Raw genomic sequence first — 19715 nt, 5'->3', positions numbered from 1 at the left:
ACGGAAAACTGCTGCTACTGCGTATTTGATACAGGGCATATTTAAAAATTTGCCCTGTATCAAATACGCAAAATGACGACTTTTCCGTTTTACCTCGAGCACTCACGGGCATTCTTGCCCATCCGCACGCCCTTTTTCATGTCCGGCCAATTAACCACAATCAAACAGGAGCACCATCATGCACGTAACGCGCATGGTGGTGCTCCTGTTTGATTGTTGCAGTTTAGTCTTCAGAAGTGGACTGGTAGGACTGAATCAATTCCTGAACCTTATCCAACTGACTTTCGAAAATCCGGAACTGCTGTTCACCGATCTCTGAGTCCGGCTGGAATGGCTTGTCAACGCGGGTGATGACCACGGTGCGCTGGCGGAAGTCACTGATTGTCCGGTTAGCAAGCCCCTCAATGAGTGGTGCCTGGCTGTCGAGCAACCAGTTGGCAATCGTCGTGGACAGGCCCTTGAGCCGGCTGCGAACCGCCTCAAGCTGCTTGCCACCGAGACCCATTTGCTGCGCCTGAATGATGGTATTGCGCAGGTCAATGGTGTAGTTGTACGCACGTGACATTGGCTTGTCTGGCGTTACCGTTTCCGGCTCCGCCGCCGCAACCATCTCGGCCGCCGCTTCACTGGCCTTGAAGTCACCAATGATGGTCTGTGCTTCTTCCTTCAGGCGCAAAAGCCGCAAGCCGGAGTAGAAGGCAAACCGCCGTGCGTTGCCGATTGGGTCGTCCACCACACCGGTAACGGGGCCAAAGTCGCCAACCTTGTCTTCATCTTCAACGTAGGCAAAGTGCGCAACAAAGTCTGCCAGTTGCAGACCCTTTTGTGCACGGGAATCGCCGTCCGTGATGTGGAATGAGCATGGCTTATTCCCGGACAAGCGGAAGTAGACGCTGAGAAGTTTTTCCATCACGCGCTGTGCTTCTGCAGGCAGCTTGTTGGTACGGTCAATGACAATCTGGAACGAGGTTGCCTTGAGCCCGCCGCGCTGGAGGGTTTCGATGGCGTTAATGATTGCCGAGACGTATGGGAAAATTGCCACCGTGGTGGAATCATCATCCGTCACGGTTATCAGTGATGGTACCGTGGTCGTGCGGAACGCGAACATGCGGATGTCATCATTCTGTGAGCCTTCCAGGATGTTCTTCACGTTGGCAAGATCCTTGCCGGCCGCCTTAACTTCATCCCCAGGGGCCCAACCGAATGGGTACAGGGTCTCGGTGAATTCCTTAAAAGGCATTACCCCAAGATCTGTCGATGCAAGAACCATCCCCACCGTAAATGGCTTTTCGGGAATGCGACCAAACGATTCATCCACGTAAATACGCAGTGGGTTTGGTTCCTTGGCCGGTGTCACCACCGGCGTCTTTGCGCGACTTGGGGCCACGTTTGCGGCCTGCTGCTGCGCACTGTCGGCACTTGCTGCAGGTTGCTCCTTTGGTTCTGGGTTAACCTGCGCAGCACTGGTCTTTGCTTCTGGCTTAGCTTCTGCTAGCTTTGCCGCAGCTGGAGCCGGCTGTTTTGGCGTCTGCTTTACTGCTGGCTTGGCGCTTGCGTCATCTTGTTTGGCGGCATTTTGTTTTTCCGCCTGCTTAGGCGCATTTGCCGCTTTAACTGCCGCCTTGGCGTTCTGCTTTGGCGTGCTGGTTTCCTTAGCTGCTACTTTGGCGTTTTGCTTAGGTGCGCTAGTTTCCTTAGCTGCCTTGGCGTTTTGCTTGCGTGCCGGCTTCTTTGCTGCCTGCTTTGGTGCATCGCTTCCGGCCGCTTTTGACTGCGTGTCAGCCTTTGTGCTGGTCTGCTGCGCCTTTTTAGCGGTCTGCTTGTTGCTGGCTTTAGGCGCCTGCTTTACTGTCTTCTTACCGTTCTTGCTGTCCGTCTTGGTTTCAGCCTGAGCGTTTTGCTTGCTTCCAGTTGCAGTCTTCTTCGCAGCGTTCTTCTTGGTTGCAGCGGGCTTAGCGGCTGCTTCCTTTACGGCTTTACCCTTTGCACCACGTACATGTGGCTTAGCGTCAGCCGCCATGGGTGCGTCGATAATTTTACCAGTCAAATCAGGCTGCTTGCGGGTATTTTGGGCCTGGCTACGTGCGCCTTGTTTTGCCGGTGACTTCTCGTGGTCCGCAACGAACTTCTCAATCCGTTCGCGTGTTGAAATTGATGCACGTGAACGCAATGCGAGGTAGTTCCGGACGGTTGAAGTTGACACACCCCAGGTCTGAGCCAGATTCTGGGCGTTAATGCCATCACGCTGCATGATTGCCTTCAATGTTTCAATGAGAGTTGGCCAATCCATGTGATTAAAACCTCCGATTAATATTAAGTTTGCTGTTGTTGCCGCCGGATTTGGTAAACGCGTAATGCACAAATCACAACCGCACATGCATCATAGTTGTAATTGGACACGTACGCTTTGGTAAAAAAAACGGGGGAAACGTTGATACTCAACGTTTCCCCCGAACTTAGTGCCGCAAACAGGAGTCGAACCTGCACATGGTTACCCATACAGCGACCTGAACACTGCGCGTCTGCCAATTCCGCCATTGCGGCAACAACAGAAGTAAGTATATCAAGAATTCGTGTTTTTGCCAAGTAATTCTGTGACAAAATTTCACAAAAGCGGCACACCGGTAAAAAACTCACCCGAATTTGCGTCAATCCATTGCTTTTACGAACGGGCGTTCGTATAATGAATACGTACAAACGTTCGCTAACCAAATTGGAGGTGCGCACATGCTCGATTACTCTGGTGAACCGCACGGCGTGTTCTTTTTAATTGATAGTAAGTCTTTTTATGCTTCAGTTGAGTGTGTTGCCCGCGGGCTCGACCCGCTGAAGACCCCGCTCGTCGTGATGTCCGAACAGGAAAACACTAACGGCGGATTGATCTTGGCCACCTCACCAGTTGCCAAGAAGGAATTCGGCCTGCAGTCCAACGTCTCCCGGCAGCGGGATTTGCCCCAGTCCGAGGATCTGTTCGTGGTGCCGCCGCGCATGAACCTTTACATACAATGCAACCTAGCCATCAACCGCATCTTCCAGCGTTACGTCGCCCCCGAGGATTTGTGGCCGTACTCAATCGACGAATCCATCCTCGACATCACTAAGTCCTGGCACCTGTTTGGCCAAACCACACTCGACGTTGCCCACCAAATCCAAAAGGCCGTCCACGATGAACTCGGCATCTGGACCACCGTTGGTATTGGCCAAAACCCGGTGCAGGCCAAACTCGCCCTTGATCTGTTTGCCAAGCACAACGATGTAGACCGCACCGGCAGGCTCACCTATGCAACCTTCCCGGACAAAATATGGCCCATCACCGACATGACGAGTGTTTGGAGCATTGCCGACCGCACCGCCGCCCACCTGGCACGGATGAACATTCACTCAATGTACGACCTCGCCCACACCAACCCGTACGCCCTGCGGCAGGAGATGGGACTGGCCGGTGAGCAGCTGTTCGCCCTCGCTTGGGGCATCGACCGTGCACACCCTGCTGCCCCAGTGCGGGTGCACAATCGCTCCATCAGCAATTCGCAGGTACTGCCGCGCGATTACAAGATGCCAGACGAAATCGAACTGGTCATCAAGGAAATCGGCGAACAGGTTGCTTCCCGGCTGCGGCACCACCATTACCAGTGTGGCGTCGTCAATCTCGGCGTCGGTTTTTCTTACGCCAGTGCCGAAGAGGATGGCCGCGGTGGTTTCCACGGCGCCCTGCGCATCGACCCCACGAACACGAACACCGAGATTGTTGCCGCGCTGCTCCAGATTTTCCGCCGCAACTGGGAGAATCAGGCGGTGCGCAACCTCTACGTTAGCTGTGGCCGCATCACCCACGATTCGGGCCAGCAGCTAAGCCTTTTGGACTCCATCACCACCCAGGTTAAGAACGTTGATTTAGAACGGACCGTCGACGAGATTCGCCACCGGTTCGGATTCACCAAGCTAGTTTACGCCGCCAGTAAGGTTCACGGCGGCACCGCCATCGAACGCGCCAGTCTGGTCGGTGGCCATAATGGAGGTAACGCTTATGACTAAAATCAAAAGTCCTGATGAATTGTGCAAGCCGGCCCGCATCATTTTCGACCGCGCCGACGCGCTGTTTGGCCGCCACCGCAACACCCGCTACTGGATTACGGTGGTCAACAACCGGTACGGTCAGCAGTACAATTTCTTCTTCAACACTGTCCCCCGCGGGCGCCGGCACAAATCCGTGCCCCTGCACACGCTGGAGCAATACAACCTGCCACTACTGGAACGTGTCATTGGCGAATTACGCTGTGTGCTAAAGCTCACCTACGAATTCGTGGGCTTCACGGGCATGCGCTGGCCTGAATCTGGACGCGTAATTCAATACCGGCGCGAGGCCGACGAATGAACTACCAGGCGGGGTGGTCGGAGCAGCTCGTCCAAGATTATTTTGCCCACCAGTACCGTGACCGCGGCATGACCAAGTGGCAGGGTTACTACCTATCCGACCACACCAGCGCGTTGAACAAAGCCAAACAAGCCGCCGCAGTCACCTACCCGCCGCGCCCGCAGCAAAGCCCCGAGCAAATCGGCGTCATCCTGGCCGACGCCTTCGCAAACAGCCACCCGGTTGCTATTCAGTTGACCTCAATCGCGCCAAACGGTGAATACGGGCCCGACATCCTCGGGTTGGTGCGTGGGTACACCGACACGGACGTGGTCATCGGCAGCAGCCGCATTGATCTGGAAACAATCAGGAATGTGCGCGTGCTGTGACGCGGCAGCATTCCGCCACGCCACACCGGCGCACGGCAGGCCCGCGTGTAACCGCCGCTCATTTTTTTCGTTGCAGCAGGCGCCACTCATTCACCATTGTGTAGATTAGAAGCATCGGCAGGAACCAGTCCCACCACGTTGTGTGTCGTGTCACCAGCGCCCGCAAGAGCAATGCAATGCTGAAAGTTAGGCCCACTGCGAGCACCCCGAAAATCACCCAGAGAATCAACCTGCTTCGTGCCATCCGTCAGTCCTCCAATCTCGTTGCCGTTTCTTTAAGCATAGCATGTTGGCCAACGCGAATGGGCAGGATTGACATCGCCGCGAGATATTTCCCGGGCAATACCCGGCCCAATTCTAAAAGAAGAAGACCAACCTGCACCGCTTCTGCGGCCCAGGTTGGTCTTCTTTTAGTTACTTATCCAAAATGAACTTGTGAATTGCCTCGGCAACTCCGGTCTGGTAGTTGGCGGCCGTGACGTACTTGGCTAGTGCCTTAACGTCGGGAATCCCGTTGCTGACCGAAACCGGCATCCCCACAACCTTGAGCATCGGAATGTCGTTGGCGTTATCCCCAAAGGCCATGATTTCATCCGGCTTGATGCCGAGCTTGTCCGCCAGCTGCAGGGTCGCACTCCCCTTGTTCACGCCGTGGTGGTTGAACTCACCGTAACGGGCGGACGAATAGGTCAGGTCCACCTTGTCCCCCATCACCGCTTTGACCTCTTCAGCAACGCGGTGCCGAATATCAATGTCTGGGTTCATGAAGATGACCTTCATGATGTGCTTGTGGGCAAAACGGGTGAAGTCGGTGTCCGGCATCTTGTTGTAGACCACACCGCGACTTGCAACATAGTCCAAATCATCGGGACGTTCGTTGTAAATGTACAGATGATTCAGCGTGTACACGTGCACGTCGACTTCCGGGTGCGTCGCTAGAATGTCAAAAATCTGTTTGGCATCAGCGTACGGCATTTGGCCGGTCGCAAGGACCTGATTGTCCTTGTTTTCAATCACCGCACCACCGTTATATGAGATGACGTACTGGCCCGGCTGCTGGTAGGTACCAATAGCCTTAAGCAATTCCTGCACGGACGCAAAGCCGCGTCCGGTGTTCGGCACAAACTTAATGCCACGCGCCACCACCTCACGAATGGCGGCCGCGTTTTCTGGGGAAATACTCCCATCGGCCCGGACCAGCGTTTCGTCCAGGTCACTAACTAACAATTTATACATGGAAAATCCCCCTAATATCTTAACGTCCAGCGCAACTTCGGCTGTTGCGCCGTGCGTTTCAGTGCAGCTCATATGCACCAATGTCCAATGCCTAGATTACCATACTTTGCAAGTAAGCGTTTTTGGTTATGCTGTTTTTTTACCTAAACGGGTCACAAATTGTTAAATAATTGGCCATTTGGTCCGCGTTATTCCCGGCCAATAATAATTTTGTTTGCCAGTCACAAATGGTACGATAGTGGTAGCAATTATTTCGGCAAGATCAAAGGAGCATCACTGTAATGGAACCAATTACTGTTTATCTCGTTCGTCACGGTCAAACTCTGCTCAACCGGTACAATAAAATGCAGGGTTGGTGTGACTCACCGCTCACGACTAAGGGGATTGAGGACGCCAAGCGCACGGGCGAAAAGCTTGCGCGCACCGAATTCAGCCACGCATATTGCAGCGACACCATGCGCGCGCAGAACACGGTCAAGTACATCCTGGCCGCGAACGTTTACGCCAAAACCACCCCACTGACCGTCACCCCCAACTTCCGCGAACAGTGCTACGGCTCGTTCGAAGGAGCCGATTCCGCGAACACGTGGTACATGGTCGGCATGCCGCACGGTGGCCACCGAACCTTTAGCGCCATCATCAGTGCACTAGGCGTCGATGCGTCCAAGGACCTCATGCACGAAACCGATCCGTTCCACGACGCCGAGGATGCCCGCACCTACTGGACCCGCCTCATGCACGGATTCGCCGAACTGCGCCGGGACAACCCAAACGGCGGCCGCGTCCTGATGGTCAGCCACGGCACGACCATCCGCAGCATCGTCGACAAATTCGGGAAGCAGGACGGCTTTGTCGTGACCGAAAGCCCGAAGAACGGCTCAATTAGCAAAATCGAACTGAATGATTCCGGCATTAAGGTGCTCAGTTACAACCAGATGCCATAACAAAATAAGGTACCCAGCGCGTAAACGCTAGGTACCTTATTTTATTGCCCCAACTACCCGCCTGCACGCATCGAGCATCAGGATTTAGTTAAGCTCCCCAATTAGGTCGAGCAGGGTTGATTCAGCTTCAACCGGCAGTGCGTTGTAACCGTCCAGTTCCGTTTTCTGCTTCTGCACGAACTGCAAACGGTCGTGCATCCGCGCGCGCAGGCGGTCAACGTAATCCTTGTCGGTAAAGTCGACCGGGTAGTCTGGCAAATCAAGGTATTCAAGGTTGTTGACCTGCCCAAACGGCTTGAACGCCGCCTGATTTTCCACAATTTTTTCAATTGACCCTAGCGTCACCCCTGGGGTAACCTTCACGCCATTGAAAAAGCCCGTGTTCAGAATGTAACAATTAATCTTCCCGCCCGCAAACATGGTGCGGAAGTCGGCGTAGTCCTCGCCCAGTGGGTAGCAGCGGAACGGGTTAGCAAACGGCTCAATCACGAGCGCGTTCATGTCCACCTTCCCGACCAAGTTCTCGGCGGTGGACCGCTTGGTGGCCAGCGTTGCGCCAAACACAGCGGCCAGCGTTGGGTCGGTAATCTTGAGCACTGGCGGCAATGTGTCGTCCTTCATAATCCAGAAGACCGCGTTCAGTGGTTCCGCCAGGTGGTCCACCCGGTTCGGTGTCAGGAAGCGGGACTTGATTGCGCGTCCGTTATTGTTCCGCACTTCCTGGGTCACAATCACCTTTTGCCCCTTGTCATCCAGCGTCACCCCCACGTTTTGCGCCGTGAGGAAGTAGTTCAGCGCCGGGTCACTCGGCGCGTAATCGGCCGTCTTGTCAAAGTAGGCCGGTTCGAGTGCCGTTGTGGTCCCGGACTGGCGGTTAATCACGAAGGCGTCGTCGTGCAGAACGTCCACGATGTACTTGCCCGCGTGCTTGGCCAGCGTGATTGTGGACTTGCCGGAGCCGGACAGACCAAACGCCGCCATCGTGAATTTGCGGTCGCCCAGGTCGTAGCGTTTCATCCCGCCGTGGCAGGCCGTGAAGCCATTGCGGTGCGCGGTCGCCCACGCCAGCGTGAGGGTGGACTTCTTCAGCTCGCCGAAATAGCGCAGACCAAGAATTGCCGCAACGTTGTGGTCGGGGTCAAACAACGCGAGCCCATTGGGGAAGTCCGGCGATGACCAATCAGGATCAGCGTAAATGTAAATGTCGTTTTCCGGGAGCGGGTTACTGTGGGCGTAACGCTCGAGCACCGTGTTCGTGGCAATCTGGAAGTTAAGCAGGTATGAATAGAAGTTGGCCGCGTAGTCCTGGTTCAGCATCAGGTGTGCCGACACGGAGAACTCCTTGTCGAGCCCAACCACAACGTCGCCAGTGTAAAACTGCCGCCGTGTCCCGGCAAAGACTGCCTCGCGCAGAACATCCCCGTAGTACTTGGCGTCGATGCCCGGTTGCCCGATGATGCGCCTTGCAGCCGCAGTCCGGCCAACAACCCGGCCGTCATTGGCCACGAGGACCTTAGCGTCGGCGGGAAGCCCCAGCTCGTCGGTGTGCGCCACGGGCATGTCCGTGGTCACCACGCCAGGGGCCTTGCGTGCATTGGCATACGCAGTCGCTAAATCACCGATATGCACCACGTTGTTGCCATAAAACGCCGACTCCACTATCACTTTGAAGTTCGAAAACAACCGGTTGTTTGGCCCGATTGCCGTCCGCGCAAACTCACGTGTAGTTGCCATATCCATTCCTCCTCAGGCCCGCGCCGTGACTCATCATAATGCGCTGACGACGCACGCTAATCTAGTTTGTCTCCTCTTCACTACTTGAACCCGCCCCGAATAATAAACTTTGGGTATATATTAAGTTTAGCGACTAAATGTATGCGCTGTCAAACCCAATATGCCGCCATTTTGGCACATTGGGTAAAATGCCCAAGCAAACTTGCGGACGAGCACCCCACCGCGCAGTTTTACGCACTTGCAGGCAAAAAAATTGACCCGCCCTCGCACTTACTGCAAAGGTGGGTCAATCTTGTTTAGGCAATCAGCTTCTCGCTGGCCTTCTGGGTTGGGATGTGCCGAATTTCGAATCCGGTCACAGGGAAGCCGCTCTCGCGCAGGCCCTGGTGTAACTCGTGGTCGTCGAACTTCTTGGCGTCAGCAACTTCTAGCAACAAAATATTGTGCTCGGGGTTCCAGCACCACTTACCCATCTTGGCCAGCTTAGCGTCGTTTTCGGGATCAAATTCGCTATAATCTGCATCACTGTAAAAGATTATGCGCACGAATTCGCCATTATCGTCCTTCTTAGCGCTCTTAAAGAAACTTTCAACTTCGGTCTTGTCACTCATATCTGTGCCTCCAAATTAATTTACAAAAAATTCAAAATAGGCATCAGAATGGCGCAAGCAGATGCTGTCTTGACTGCGTGTTCCGGTACATGTCTATCTTAGTGCCGCCCGGAGACTAAGTCAAAATAAGAACGAAATGATTGGTGTCTTGACAGTTGTGGCGCCGCCCGCGCCGGTAATTCCGGCGAAAAAAAAGAAGCGGCAAACCCGCTTGGGGCTTGCTGCTTCAGTTTTTAATTATAACTTGTTTGCATCAACTGCGACACCAGGGCCGAACGTAGAAGTTACGGTCAGGCTCTTGATGTACTGACCCTTAACGGATGCAGGACGAACCTTGTTCAGGATGTCGTTCAGTGTGGTGAAGTTTTCGAGCAACTTTGCAGTGTCGAAGCTTACCTTACCGATTGGTGCGTGAATGATACCAGCCTTGTCGACACGGTAGGTCACTTGACCAGCCTTGATGTCGTTAACAGCCTTGGTAACGTCCATCGTAACCGTACCGGTCTTAGGGTTTGGCATCAAACCTTTAGGACCGAGGACACGACCGAGACGACCAACCTTAGCCATCATAGGTGGGGTAGCAACGGCAACGTCGAAGTCCATCCAACCGTCAGAAATCTTCTGAACGAGGTCGTCTGCACCAACAACGTCTGCACCAGCTGCTTCAGCCTGCTTTGCCTGTTCGCCCTGAGCGAAGACAATCACACGCTGAGTCTTACCGGTACCGTTAGGAAGGACAACAGCACCACGGAGCTGCTGGTCAGCCTTCTTTGGGTCAAGAGAGAGACGGTATGCTACTTCAACCGTTTCGTCAAACTTAGCGAAGCTAGCCTTCTTTACGAGTTCCAAAGCTTCCTCTGGAGCGTAGGTTGCGGTCTTGTCGACCAACTTGGCTGCTTCAATGTACTTTTTACCTTTTTTAGCCATTCTGGGTTTTCCTCCTTGCAAATGTGGTCAGCGGGAAACTTATTCCCTTCCACTCTGATTGTGACGGTTTTCACCGTCCATCCGGATAGCTGGGTTTAGCCTTCGACAACGAAGCCCATGGACCGAGCAGTCCCTTCAACCATGCGCATAGCAGCTTCTACGCTACCAGCGTTAAGGTCTTGCATCTTCGTTTCAGCGATCTGCTGAACCTGAGCCTTGGTTACCGTAGCAACCTTCTTGGTGTTTGGTTCACCAGAGCCGTGTTCTACGCCAGCGGCCTTCTTCAAGAGAACAGCTGCTGGAGGAGTCTTGGTTACAAATTCGAAAGAACGGTCTTCGAATACGGTGATCACAACAGGGATAATCATGCCGACCTGATCTGCAGTCCGAGCGTTGAAATCCTTGGTGAAGCCCATGATGTTAATCCCGGCCTGCCCAAGAGCAGGACCAACTGGAGGAGCAGGAGTTGCTTTCCCAGCAGGGATCTGAAGCTTAACAATGTTTGCTACTTTTTTAGCCACGAGACATTACCTCCTTAGTCCGTGATGTGGTTAGATGACCATCATTTTTGGTCTCCCACATTGTATGCAAAAACATACCTGTATAACTTAGCATAAATTACCCCGATTTACAACCAGCCCCCGCGCCAATTTTTCATGGAAACTCACGCGTGCCTGTGCTTGTTCACGGCGCGGCGGCCAGCAACGTGCGGCGTCAGGTGCCAGTATTTTCCGGGTAATGTTTAGTTGCCACTGGTCATTTTAATGCCAACAATGCTCACCAGCAATAATGCCACGAAAAACAAGGTGGCCGGGTTCAACTGCTCACGGAACAACACGACCCCCGCGAGCACCGCCCCCACCGCACCAATACCGGTCCAGACTGGGTAGGCGATGGCCAGGTCAATCTTCGTCGTCGCCCGCGCCAACAAGATGAAGCTCGCCAGCATCCCGGCCACTGTGGCAATTGTGGCCGGCACATTCGTAAACCCGTTGCTGACCTTCATGAACGAGGACCACACCACCTCAAACAGCCCCGCAATCACTAACATTATCCACGCGTACATCTTCGTCCTCCATTAAAATCCTCAGTAACTAAAAAAACAGCACCCACTGCCATTTCGACTAGACCTAACGAAATGATAATGAATGCTGCATGCCCGGTGGCACTAATTAAATTTTTTCTGCCTGATCAAAATCAAGTTCAGCGGCTGTTTCGCGACCGAACATCTCGATGTTAACCCGCATCTTGAAGTGCTCGTGATCGACTTCGGTCACCTTACCGGTCGTCCCGGAGAAGGCCCCGTCAACAATCTTCACGGTTTCGCCAACTTCGAAGTCAACGTCTGAGTGGCGTGTTTCCATCCCGATCTCGCGCAGAATCTTGGCGATTTCTTCGGGCAGAAGTGGTGCGGGCTTGCTCCCGGCACCGTGACTACCAACAAATCCGGTCACTTGAGGGGTGTTACGCACAACGAACCATGATTCGTCGGTCATAACCATCTCGACAAGCACGTAACCAGGATAGGTCTTTTCCTTTTCGACCTTATCCTTACCGTTTTTCACGGTGTGCTGTTCTTCTTCAGGCACGATTACGCGGAAAATGTAATCGTCCATCCCCATTGAGCTTGCCCGGGATTCCAGGTTTGCTTTAACCTTGTTTTCGTAACCGGAGTATGTGTGCAGCACGTACCACTGCTTCTCAGCTGATTCCATATTGGCCATCCTTTCAGTCTTTAGCGCAAAATAAAAAACCTCTACCCAAACGGCATCGGTCCCATCTGCAAGAAGTATATCATACTTACGCGTGAGTGACACCTTGTTTTTACAACACCGAATCAGGCGTGGAACTTAGCCGCAATCCGGCAAATCACCGCACAAAAAAAGGCCTCGACGCGTTGTCGAACCCTCTCATGCTTAGTTGTAATTAGAAAATGAACTTGTTTAGTAGTGCAATCAATACCCAATCAACAAGTGCAAAGTAAACCGCGAACAGGATGGAGGTGAGCACAACGGTACTCGTGTCCCGACGTGTTTCCTTACCGGTTGGCCAGGTGACCAATTTCATTTCGTCAATAACACTCTTTAAGAACTTCACGTTTACCCCTCCTTACTTAGTTTCGCGGTGGCTCGTTACCTTGCCGCAGTACTTACAATATTTATTGAGCGTCAGCCGTTCTGTGCGCTTCTTACTTTCAGGGATGAAATAATTCCGCTGACCGCACACGCTGCAGGCTAACGCCACTTTCTTGACACTCATGGCGGTCCTCCTAATTCTTGGAGCGATGACCCAGCGGCCAGGCTCTACTTCGGGTGGATTCTCCACCTAATCTCGTAGTAGTTTACCATTTTCGCCGCCAATGAACAAGGTCTAAGTGCCAATTATCCCGTATGTGTGTGCACCGCAGTCATAAATGTCTCAAGTAACATTGAGGCAATGAATTCCAAGCGGTTACTGCTTCTGTGCCTCCAGGTAAGCGCGCAGCTTAACCCGGGCCCGTGCTAGTGCGCGAGCGTGATTGTGAGTTTGCTGCGCATTGCCATGAACGTGCGCCAGCAATGCTTGAGCCTCAGCGCTGGAAAGAGTTTTGAAGAAATTGTTTAGGTCTGCACGGGTCAGACACTGATCCTCGACGGACGGCGCGTTGGTCGCATTACTAACTAGGAACTGGTCAATGTCCGTTCCGCTTGCCCCAATTTGAATTGCCTTGCCCTCACCCGCCCGTTTTTGCGTCGTGTGCTTACGCAGGATACTGATGAAGTGACGGCGAAGGATTAAATGATAGTATGAACCAAACTTCGAGCCCTGACTGGGATCATAGCAATTTAGACACTTACACATTGCGCATTTTGCCTCCTGAAGCCAATCATCGTGGCTAAAACCAGCCACCTGGAATTGACGAATCTGTCCAAGTGCAACTGGCTTGTATTTTTCGAACAACTGAACGAAAGCATCCGTATCGTACCGAGCACGTGCAATCAGCGCTAGCATGTCTTCTGGCACTTAACTCACCTCTTAAGAATTCAGATTGCGGCAAGCCCGCCAGTCATGCTTGGTAAGCTTTACCGCTGCATTGAATATAAAATGAGCGGCAATATTAAACTAGCGAACACACAGTTGCCCTCCTTGAAAAGGCAGAGAAAACGGTTTCTGACGGGAAATGGTGCACCAGGCTAACCAAGAATGATTTAAACTTAGCGCGCAAATCCGCAGCACCGCGGCATTCTATATCATTTTTTGCAACTTCATTTGTCAGAATTTGTTGTATCAATTTTAATTAGCTATCCATTAGATTTTTACGATAGCTCCGCGGTGCAGGAGTTGGCAGCCAAGTCTGGTCTGGGTTTCCCTGTGAACTCTGCGGTGCGGCGGCTGCACCGGTCTTCGCCACACATGCAAAAAAGACCCGCTACGGAAAGCAAAATTTCCGGCGAGTCTAGGTAGTGCATATTCAGTTCGTCGCCCGCAAGAGTTAACGGTGCGAGCTAGGTTTTAGGTTGTTACTGCTGCCGCGAGGTGAAGGCTTGGTACATCAGTACCCCGGCAGCGACGCTCGCGTTCAGGCTTTGAACATGCCCGACCATTGGGATGGAAATTGTGGCGTCCATTAATTTGGCCACGCCCGGAGAAATCCCCTTGCCTTCGTTCCCAATAACAAGGCCAACCGATCCCTTTGCGTTCCACTTACGGTAGTCTTGACCTTCCATTGCGGTCCCGAAGATCCACACGCCGCGCTCTTTCAGCTGGCGAATTGTGGCTGCCAGGTTGGTAACCCGCGCCACGGGAACGTGTTCAATTGCCCCGGTACTAACCTTGGCCACCGTGCTGGTCAAACCAACGGCGCGGTGCTTCGGAATGATAATACCGTCAACACCAACCGCATCCGCCGTCCGCAAGATTGAGCCCAAGTTGTGGGGGTCTTCAAGGTTGTCTAGGATGAGGAAGAACGGGTCGCTTTCCTTCTTGGCGGCATGATCGAACAGGTCGTCAATTGTCGCGTAGGCGTAGGGTGACATTGCAAGCATGACCCCTTGGTGGTTACCGCCGTCACTCAGCAAATCCAGTTTGGACTTGGGTACCTGGCTCTGGACAATCTTTTTGGTCTGAGCGGTCTTCACAATGTCGTGAATCTGGTCACCCTTAAGCTCGGACTGCACGAACAACTTGTTAATGGTTGCCGCGCTACCCTCGCGCAGGGCTTCTTGCACCGCGTGCCGGCCAAAAATAAACTCGGTATCGGTTTCTTCGGCACTATCATCAAACGCCTGTTTTGGCTGCTGACTTACCTTGCCGCGGTTAGGTTTGCGCCCGCGATTGTCCCGGTCACCTTGAAACTTGCGGCCACCACCGCGCCGTTTATCATCGCCATCAGCACGACTTGGATGCTTGTCTTGCCTATTGTTCCAGTTTGCCATGCCCAGTTCCTCCATTTTCTACGTACTCAATGCACCAGTGCGCTAGTTCCGCAACCCGATCGGTGCGGCCCAGCATTTGCAGGGTACCAAAGAGTGCTTCAAAGCCCGTACTAATTCGGTACGTGACCACATCTGTGTTCTTAGCGTGCGTGTAGCTCTTGGCGTTGCGGCCGTGCTTGTACATGGCCCACTCGTCGTCGCTGAGAATCCCGCCTTGCTCCATCCCGTCGATTAGCGCGGCCTGGGCTTTAGCGGAAACAAAGTTCTTCGCGGCTTTTTGCAGCTGGGCGGGCTTGGTGATTCCCCGCTCAAGCATGCGCGTGCGGATGAACACTTCATACACAGCATCCCCCAGGTAAGCTAGGGCAACACCGTTTAACATTTCTGGATTAACACTCATGCGCGGCGCCACCTCGTTCCCTGCGCGGTATCTTCAAGCACAATGCCCTGTGCGGTCAGTTCATCACGAATCCGGTCGCTTGTCGCCCAGTCCTTTGCGGCCCGTGCGGCATCGCGCGCCTTAATCTGTGCGTCAACATCCGCATCTGGCAGTTGTTCCTCAAACGTGAGGCCAAAAATCTTGAGCCAAGCATCGAACTTGGTCAGCATTGCCTTCACCGTTTCGGTCTGCACTTCATCCCGGCTGCTGTATTCGTTCATCAACTTGGTCAGGTCAAACAACGTTGTCAGCCCATTTTGAACGTTAATGTCATCATCCATTGCGGCCACAAACCGTGCCTCAAGCTCGTCAAGCTGCTGGTCCACTGCCTGGTCGCTGCCCGGCGTAGAACCGTCCAGGCGGAAGCTCAGCGCCTCACGCGCGATGCGCAGGCGGCTCACGCTTGTTTCGGCCTCGGCCAGGTTGCTCTCGGTGTACCCAATCGGCTTGCGGTACTGCGTTGTTGCCATGAAGAACCGCAGCACTTGCGGGTCGACGGTCTTGATGATGTCGTGCACGGTCACAAAGTTGCCCAGTGACTTGCTCATCTTCTGCTCATCGTCGCCCACGGTCACAAACCCGTTGTGCATCCAGTAGTTAACGAACTTCTTGCCGGTCTTGGCCTCACTCTGAGCAATTTCATTCTGGTGGTGCGGGAACTCCAGGTCCTGACCACCGCCGTGAATATCAATGGTGTCGCCCAGCAGCTTGGTGCTCATCACGGAACACTCAATGTGCCAGCCCGGCCGGCCGGGGCCAAACGGAGCATCCCAGTAGATTTCGCCCGGCTTGGCTTTCTTCCACAGGGCAAAATCGATTGGGTCTTCCTTGCGCGCGGTTTCGGCATCAGCCACGTGCTTGCTTGCGCCCTGTTCGAGTTCATCGATGTTCTTGTTGGCCAGCGCCCCGTAATTCTTCGCCTTGCGTGCCCGGAAGTACACGTCGCCGTCGCTGGCGTACGCGTACCCCTTACTCATCAAGTCCTGGATGAAGTCGATGATGTCCGGAATCATTTCACTTGCCCGCGGGTTCACGGTTGCTGGTTCGATGCCCAGTGCCTTCGTGTCCTCCATGAACGCGTCGATGTATTGCTGTGCAAGGTCAAGGGGCGCAACCCCCTCCTCCTTTGCGCGGTTAATAATCTTGTCGTCCACGTCGGTAAAGTTGGAGACATAGGTCACCTTATACCCGCGATATTCAAAGTAGCGGCGAATCGTGTCAAAGGCAATTGCTGAACGTGCATTCCCGATATGAATGTAGTTATAAACGGTCGGGCCACACACGTACATGTGAATTTCGCCAGGAACAATTGGCGTGAATTCTTCCTTCGTCCGCGTAAGGGTGTTGTAGATTTTTAACACAGTCGAACCTCCTTGGTCTTAATGGCACATTTTTCAATTTTGTGCCGGATTAATCATATTTGCGGTCTAAATCTCAAATGGTTGCGGTGCGTTCTTCCTGAGGCCGAAGCTGTAGGCAATTGCATCCAAAATGCGCTCGGCGGCAAAACCGTCCCCGTAAGGATTTTTGGCCCCGGCCATTTTGGCGTAGGCGTCCGCATCATCAAGCAATTCTATCATGCTGCTGGAAACCACGTCGGGGTCGGTCCCGACTAAGCGCAACGTGCCCGCCGTAATCCCGCCTCAACGTGGCCGATTTTGGCCTGGTGGTAGAAGGCTGAGATGCTGGCGGCGAAGGTCGTTGTGGTATCCCCGTGCACGAGCACGATATCGGGCTTTTCCTTCTCCATGATGTCGCCGAGTCCGAGTAAGACGTTACTCGTAATCTGATCCAGGGTCTGCCGCTGCTTCATGATGTTCAAATCGTAATCCGGCTTGATGCGGAATATCGAAAGAACCTGATCGAGCATTTGCCGGTGCTGCGCCGTGACCACGGTGACGGGCGTAAATTCCGTATCTCGTTTTGCCAGTGCTTGAACCACCGGCGCCATCTTTATGGCTTCCGGACGGGTGCCAAATACCGTCATCACTTTGATTTTACTCATACACTAACCTCCAAGGCTAACTGACTGGTTTAATGCAAGTATACCAGCGATTAATCAGGACAACAAAAAATACCAACTCTTTCCCTTTTTTGTCAGGGCCACCAGGTGCTCCACCTGTCTTGTCCGTATGTGGGTCAATCATGGCTTAGGCCGAATCTGGGGTCCCAGGTTCACCACCAGCTGGCGTGTAGTTGGACTTGGTGCCCTGGTCAAACAGGTATCCGTCGCTCTTACGCAGTGCCTCAATCTGCTCGCTGAGGTCGGGCGCATTGCCGGCATCATCGAGCTTGAGCGCGCCCTTTGGGAGTAGCGCCATAGCGGCCTTAGGGTTTCACACCTTAGCAGCAGTCCACTGGTTAGTAACGGCACTCTCCAGCTTGAAGCTAGTGAGCTTCCCATTTGCCTCATCCAACTGTTTGCTCAGGTCATCAGCCTGACCGGCCTTCTTTTCGAGCGCCTTAATCTGTTTCTGGGCATCCTCCAGCTTGGCCGCTGTATCGGTACTGCCTGCAGTCTTGTCTGACAGGTCCTGGCTGAGCTTGCTGTTAGCATCACGCAGCTTCTGAGTTGCCTGGCCATGTGCAGCCATCACCTTGTCAATCTGTTCGTCTGTGAGTCCGAGATTCTTTAATTCTTCACGGTTCATGATTAAGTCCTTTCTCCCTAACGCAATTTTTTACGTGGGGCGACCACGATCGGGTACAAAAAATAGACCTTTTAACGCCATGTCTAGGGCGAGATTATTCATTTTGGGCAAAAGAAAACACCCACCGATTGGTGAGTGCTATGCGTCGAACTGATTTTCCCGCTCGAAGCGTTCAAGATCAAGATACGATTGATATGCTTCCTGTGCTTCTTTTGGGGCATCATCAACGAGCTGTAAAAGCCCTGATTTATCTCTCTGATACCAGCCATCAGCTTTTTTCTTAATCCATTCTGGATGTCTCAATAATTTAAGTGCCTGCATCAGATTGATTCACCCCTTTCAGGTAAGTATTCATCGCAGTACGCCATTGCGACGGCCGCCCAATGTTGGCAAGCGTGAATAGCTCAGCAAAAGCTTCGCTATCGTTCTTAGTTGCATATACGGAAGGAAGCAACGACGGCTTCACCGTTTTGCCAGTCTGCTTTTCATAGATAGTATATATCTTCCGAGTTTCGTCAGCAATAAATTTCTCTCGGCTAATTATTGAATCCGGGTTACGCTGCTGGTATTGATTCCATAACTCATTGTGAAAGATATGACCCATTTCGTGGATGATTGGATATTTTCTGTACTGTGAAGGCTTTATATTCACAAAGTCTTCCTTGCCAGATTCCATATATTTTTTTAGCAAAGTTTCAGACTGATAGTGTGCCGGGTTCAGGTGAATAGTCTTATCTTCTGACCGAGATGTTGCACCAATGATGTTGGACCGTCCAAAGAATGTTGTCTCGTCATAAATGAGATTTAATTTATTTCCGTTGAAGGCACGCTTTAAAAATGGATTGCTTGCAATAACGTGCTCTGCAGCCTGCGAAGTGTAAGCTTGAATGTTTTTTGGAACTGGCACACTCGCAGCAACCTTGGGCTCAGCAACGTGATCTTGTTTCGTGAGCAAATCATAACCGTTCTTCCACTCATCGAAGCTGATCCCGTCAACCATTTTCTTCTTGCCAGTTGTAGGATCCTTGCTCCATCGCTTGCCTACTTCGGGCATGCCCTCGAACCAGGCCGCCGTTGTGCACCGACAGTATGGATGAATGGGCGGATAATTTGCCCCAGACACCTTCTCGCTGACCTTGTAATGTTCCATGTCCATATGGCCGCACGTCTCACACGTCCGGCTTTCCAGCGTGGCCATGTACTCGTACCACTCGACGTCTGTGTCCTGGTATGACTTGAAGGTGGCCTCTTCGGTCACGTGGGCCATCTCGGTCTGGATGAGCCGATGCAAGTTGGACTCTTGCAGCTGCTTATTGGTTGCAGCCACACGCTTAGCAATCTTGCGAGGATTCTCGCCAAGGATTAACCCTTGTACCAGATTGCTCACCAGCATTTCAGGGAATTGGTTACCCATCGTGCCCCAGATGCGCTGGCTAAAGTCACCACCCTGCCAGGGCTTGGACACTGCCATCTTGACCGCGTCCTCGTTGTAGTTGGCCCAGCTGACCTGGTTACCCGACACGGACTCATTGAGATAAGTCGCGTGCTCGTAAGCGTCCATGTAGCGGTGCACCATTGCCTCAGACATGCTATCAGTCAGCTCTGGGATGACTGGAGACACCTGCTGCACAATCTGCCGCTGTAGCTCCTGCAATCGGGCCACCTGCTGCTTGATGTAGACCAGGTCCAGCTCATCGTCATAACCGCAATCATTTGATTAACAGCGTCGAGCTGACTAAACATCTCCTGCTCGTACTGCATTCCTGACCGCTCACTTGCCGCTTTCAATTCGACGTATCGCCGTTGCCAGTAATCTCGCCTATCGATCACCTACGCTATCCTGAAAACTATGGGTCTAAGATTTTTGGTGTTGATTAAATTCAACACTGAGAAGCTTAGGCCTGTTTTTTTGCAAAAAAAGAACACCTAGTCCCCCAAGCGTTATACTTTACAGCGACCAAACCAAAAGCAAAGGCAGGGAAATTAGATGTCCAAGACTGATATTACACTAGAAG

General features: G+C 52.9%; 22 protein-coding genes, 1 tRNA gene and 2 pseudogenes. 4 read left to right on the top strand and 21 right to left on the bottom strand.

Annotated features, from left to right (window positions below):
- Nucleotides 1–223 precede the first annotated feature (223 nt).
- Together EKN00_RS07965 and EKN00_RS07960 are read right to left on the bottom strand one after the other, a co-directional pair.
- The gene (locus tag EKN00_RS07965; RefSeq protein WP_127849607.1) at nucleotides 224–2290 is read right to left on the bottom strand and encodes a hypothetical protein; all 2067 of its coding nucleotides are present in this window, start codon (nucleotides 2288–2290) and stop codon (nucleotides 224–226) included.
- 170 nt (nucleotides 2291–2460) lie between these two features.
- A tRNA-Leu gene (locus EKN00_RS07960) sits at nucleotides 2461–2544 on the bottom strand.
- Between the two features lie 183 nt (nucleotides 2545–2727).
- Between EKN00_RS07960 and EKN00_RS07955 the strand changes: the two genes are divergently transcribed.
- Genes EKN00_RS07955 through EKN00_RS07945 form a run of 3 tightly spaced genes read left to right on the top strand, consistent with a single transcriptional unit; the run spans nucleotide 2728 to nucleotide 4743 of the window.
- Nucleotides 2728–4035, top strand: a complete 1308-nt coding sequence (locus tag EKN00_RS07955; RefSeq protein WP_127849606.1) for a Y-family DNA polymerase — start codon at nucleotides 2728–2730, stop codon at nucleotides 4033–4035.
- A complete protein-coding gene (locus tag EKN00_RS07950; protein ID WP_127849605.1) occupies nucleotides 4028–4375 on the top strand; it encodes an acetyl-CoA carboxylase in 348 nt (115 codons plus the stop codon). The genes EKN00_RS07955 and EKN00_RS07950 overlap by 8 nt, the downstream gene beginning before the upstream one ends.
- Complete coding sequence (locus tag EKN00_RS07945) at nucleotides 4372–4743, top strand: hypothetical protein (protein ID WP_127849604.1); 372 nt, start codon at nucleotides 4372–4374, stop codon at nucleotides 4741–4743. Before EKN00_RS07950 ends, EKN00_RS07945 begins: the two co-directional genes overlap by 4 nt.
- Nucleotides 4744–4801: 58 nt before the next feature.
- On the opposite strand, the gene EKN00_RS07940 is transcribed toward EKN00_RS07945, so the two are convergent.
- A complete protein-coding gene (locus EKN00_RS07940; protein ID WP_127849603.1) occupies nucleotides 4802–4987 on the bottom strand; it encodes a hypothetical protein in 186 nt (61 codons plus the stop codon).
- A 170-nt stretch (nucleotides 4988–5157) separates the two neighbouring features.
- Nucleotides 5158–5979, bottom strand: coding sequence for a Cof-type HAD-IIB family hydrolase (locus EKN00_RS07935; RefSeq protein WP_127849602.1), 822 nt, complete (start codon nucleotides 5977–5979; stop codon nucleotides 5158–5160).
- Nucleotides 5980–6260: 281 nt separating this feature from the next.
- Between EKN00_RS07935 and EKN00_RS07930 the strand changes: the two genes are divergently transcribed.
- A complete protein-coding gene (locus EKN00_RS07930; protein ID WP_127849601.1) occupies nucleotides 6261–6923 on the top strand; it encodes a histidine phosphatase family protein in 663 nt (220 codons plus the stop codon).
- A gap of 84 nt (nucleotides 6924–7007) precedes the next feature.
- On the opposite strand, the gene EKN00_RS07925 is transcribed toward EKN00_RS07930, so the two are convergent.
- The 17 genes and pseudogenes from EKN00_RS07925 to EKN00_RS07840 all read right to left on the bottom strand — a co-directional run bounded on the left by EKN00_RS07925 (nucleotide 7008) and on the right by EKN00_RS07840 (nucleotide 19354).
- Entirely contained in the window at nucleotides 7008–8657 is a 1650-nt protein-coding gene (locus tag EKN00_RS07925; protein WP_127849600.1) for a phosphoenolpyruvate carboxykinase (ATP), read from the bottom strand.
- A gap of 296 nt (nucleotides 8658–8953) precedes the next feature.
- Entirely contained in the window at nucleotides 8954–9268 is a 315-nt protein-coding gene (locus EKN00_RS07920; RefSeq protein WP_127849599.1) for a hypothetical protein, read from the bottom strand.
- Nucleotides 9269–9505: 237 nt separating this feature from the next.
- Nucleotides 9506–10195: a 50S ribosomal protein L1 gene (gene rplA, locus EKN00_RS07915; RefSeq protein ID WP_127849598.1), complete on the bottom strand. Its 690-nt coding sequence runs from the start codon at nucleotides 10193–10195 to the stop codon at nucleotides 9506–9508.
- A 95-nt stretch (nucleotides 10196–10290) separates the two neighbouring features.
- A complete protein-coding gene (gene rplK, locus EKN00_RS07910; RefSeq protein WP_127849597.1) occupies nucleotides 10291–10716 on the bottom strand; it encodes a 50S ribosomal protein L11 in 426 nt (141 codons plus the stop codon).
- Between the two features lie 221 nt (nucleotides 10717–10937).
- Complete coding sequence (locus EKN00_RS07905; protein ID WP_127849596.1) at nucleotides 10938–11261, bottom strand: DMT family transporter; 324 nt, start codon at nucleotides 11259–11261, stop codon at nucleotides 10938–10940.
- Nucleotides 11262–11367: 106 nt separating this feature from the next.
- Nucleotides 11368–11919: a transcription termination/antitermination protein NusG gene (nusG, locus tag EKN00_RS07900; protein ID WP_127849595.1), complete on the bottom strand. Its 552-nt coding sequence runs from the start codon at nucleotides 11917–11919 to the stop codon at nucleotides 11368–11370.
- 202 nt (nucleotides 11920–12121) lie between these two features.
- The gene (gene secE, locus EKN00_RS07895; RefSeq protein WP_127849594.1) at nucleotides 12122–12292 is read right to left on the bottom strand and encodes a preprotein translocase subunit SecE; all 171 of its coding nucleotides are present in this window, start codon (nucleotides 12290–12292) and stop codon (nucleotides 12122–12124) included.
- A 12-nt stretch (nucleotides 12293–12304) separates the two neighbouring features.
- Complete coding sequence (rpmG, locus tag EKN00_RS07890; RefSeq protein WP_127849593.1) at nucleotides 12305–12454, bottom strand: 50S ribosomal protein L33; 150 nt, start codon at nucleotides 12452–12454, stop codon at nucleotides 12305–12307.
- Between the two features lie 192 nt (nucleotides 12455–12646).
- Entirely contained in the window at nucleotides 12647–13198 is a 552-nt protein-coding gene (locus tag EKN00_RS07885) for a sigma-70 family RNA polymerase sigma factor (RefSeq protein ID WP_127849592.1), read from the bottom strand.
- 497 nt (nucleotides 13199–13695) lie between these two features.
- Nucleotides 13696–14610 (bottom strand): 23S rRNA (guanosine(2251)-2'-O)-methyltransferase RlmB, encoded by a 915-nt coding sequence (gene rlmB / locus EKN00_RS07880; RefSeq protein ID WP_127849591.1) that lies wholly within the window; start codon nucleotides 14608–14610, stop codon nucleotides 13696–13698.
- Nucleotides 14591–15010, bottom strand: a complete 420-nt coding sequence (locus EKN00_RS07875; RefSeq protein WP_127849590.1) for a Mini-ribonuclease 3 — start codon at nucleotides 15008–15010, stop codon at nucleotides 14591–14593. Before EKN00_RS07875 ends, rlmB begins: the two co-directional genes overlap by 20 nt.
- Nucleotides 15007–16410, bottom strand: coding sequence for a cysteine--tRNA ligase (cysS, locus tag EKN00_RS07870; RefSeq protein WP_127849589.1), 1404 nt, complete (start codon nucleotides 16408–16410; stop codon nucleotides 15007–15009). The genes EKN00_RS07875 and cysS overlap by 4 nt, the downstream gene beginning before the upstream one ends.
- A 66-nt stretch (nucleotides 16411–16476) precedes the next feature.
- Nucleotides 16477–16671: a UDP-N-acetylglucosamine 2-epimerase gene (locus EKN00_RS11160; protein WP_164848073.1), complete on the bottom strand. Its 195-nt coding sequence runs from the start codon at nucleotides 16669–16671 to the stop codon at nucleotides 16477–16479.
- An 8-nt stretch (nucleotides 16672–16679) separates the two neighbouring features.
- Nucleotides 16680–17054: pseudogene (locus tag EKN00_RS11155) on the bottom strand (UDP-N-acetylglucosamine 2-epimerase); the annotation flags it as partial.
- 145 nt (nucleotides 17055–17199) lie between these two features.
- Nucleotides 17200–17700 (bottom strand): annotated as a pseudogene (locus EKN00_RS11175) (phage scaffolding protein).
- A 138-nt stretch (nucleotides 17701–17838) separates the two neighbouring features.
- Nucleotides 17839–18021, bottom strand: coding sequence for a hypothetical protein (locus tag EKN00_RS07845; RefSeq protein ID WP_127849584.1), 183 nt, complete (start codon nucleotides 18019–18021; stop codon nucleotides 17839–17841).
- Nucleotides 18008–19354: a minor capsid protein gene (locus tag EKN00_RS07840; RefSeq protein WP_127849583.1), complete on the bottom strand. Its 1347-nt coding sequence runs from the start codon at nucleotides 19352–19354 to the stop codon at nucleotides 18008–18010. Before EKN00_RS07840 ends, EKN00_RS07845 begins: the two co-directional genes overlap by 14 nt.
- Between the last annotated feature and the right edge of the window lie 361 nt (nucleotides 19355–19715).

This window comes from Lacticaseibacillus hulanensis, assembly GCF_004010095.1.
Lineage (GTDB): Bacteria > Bacillota > Bacilli > Lactobacillales > Lactobacillaceae > Lacticaseibacillus > Lacticaseibacillus hulanensis.
This window is presented reverse-complemented; position numbering and strand designations above follow the sequence as displayed.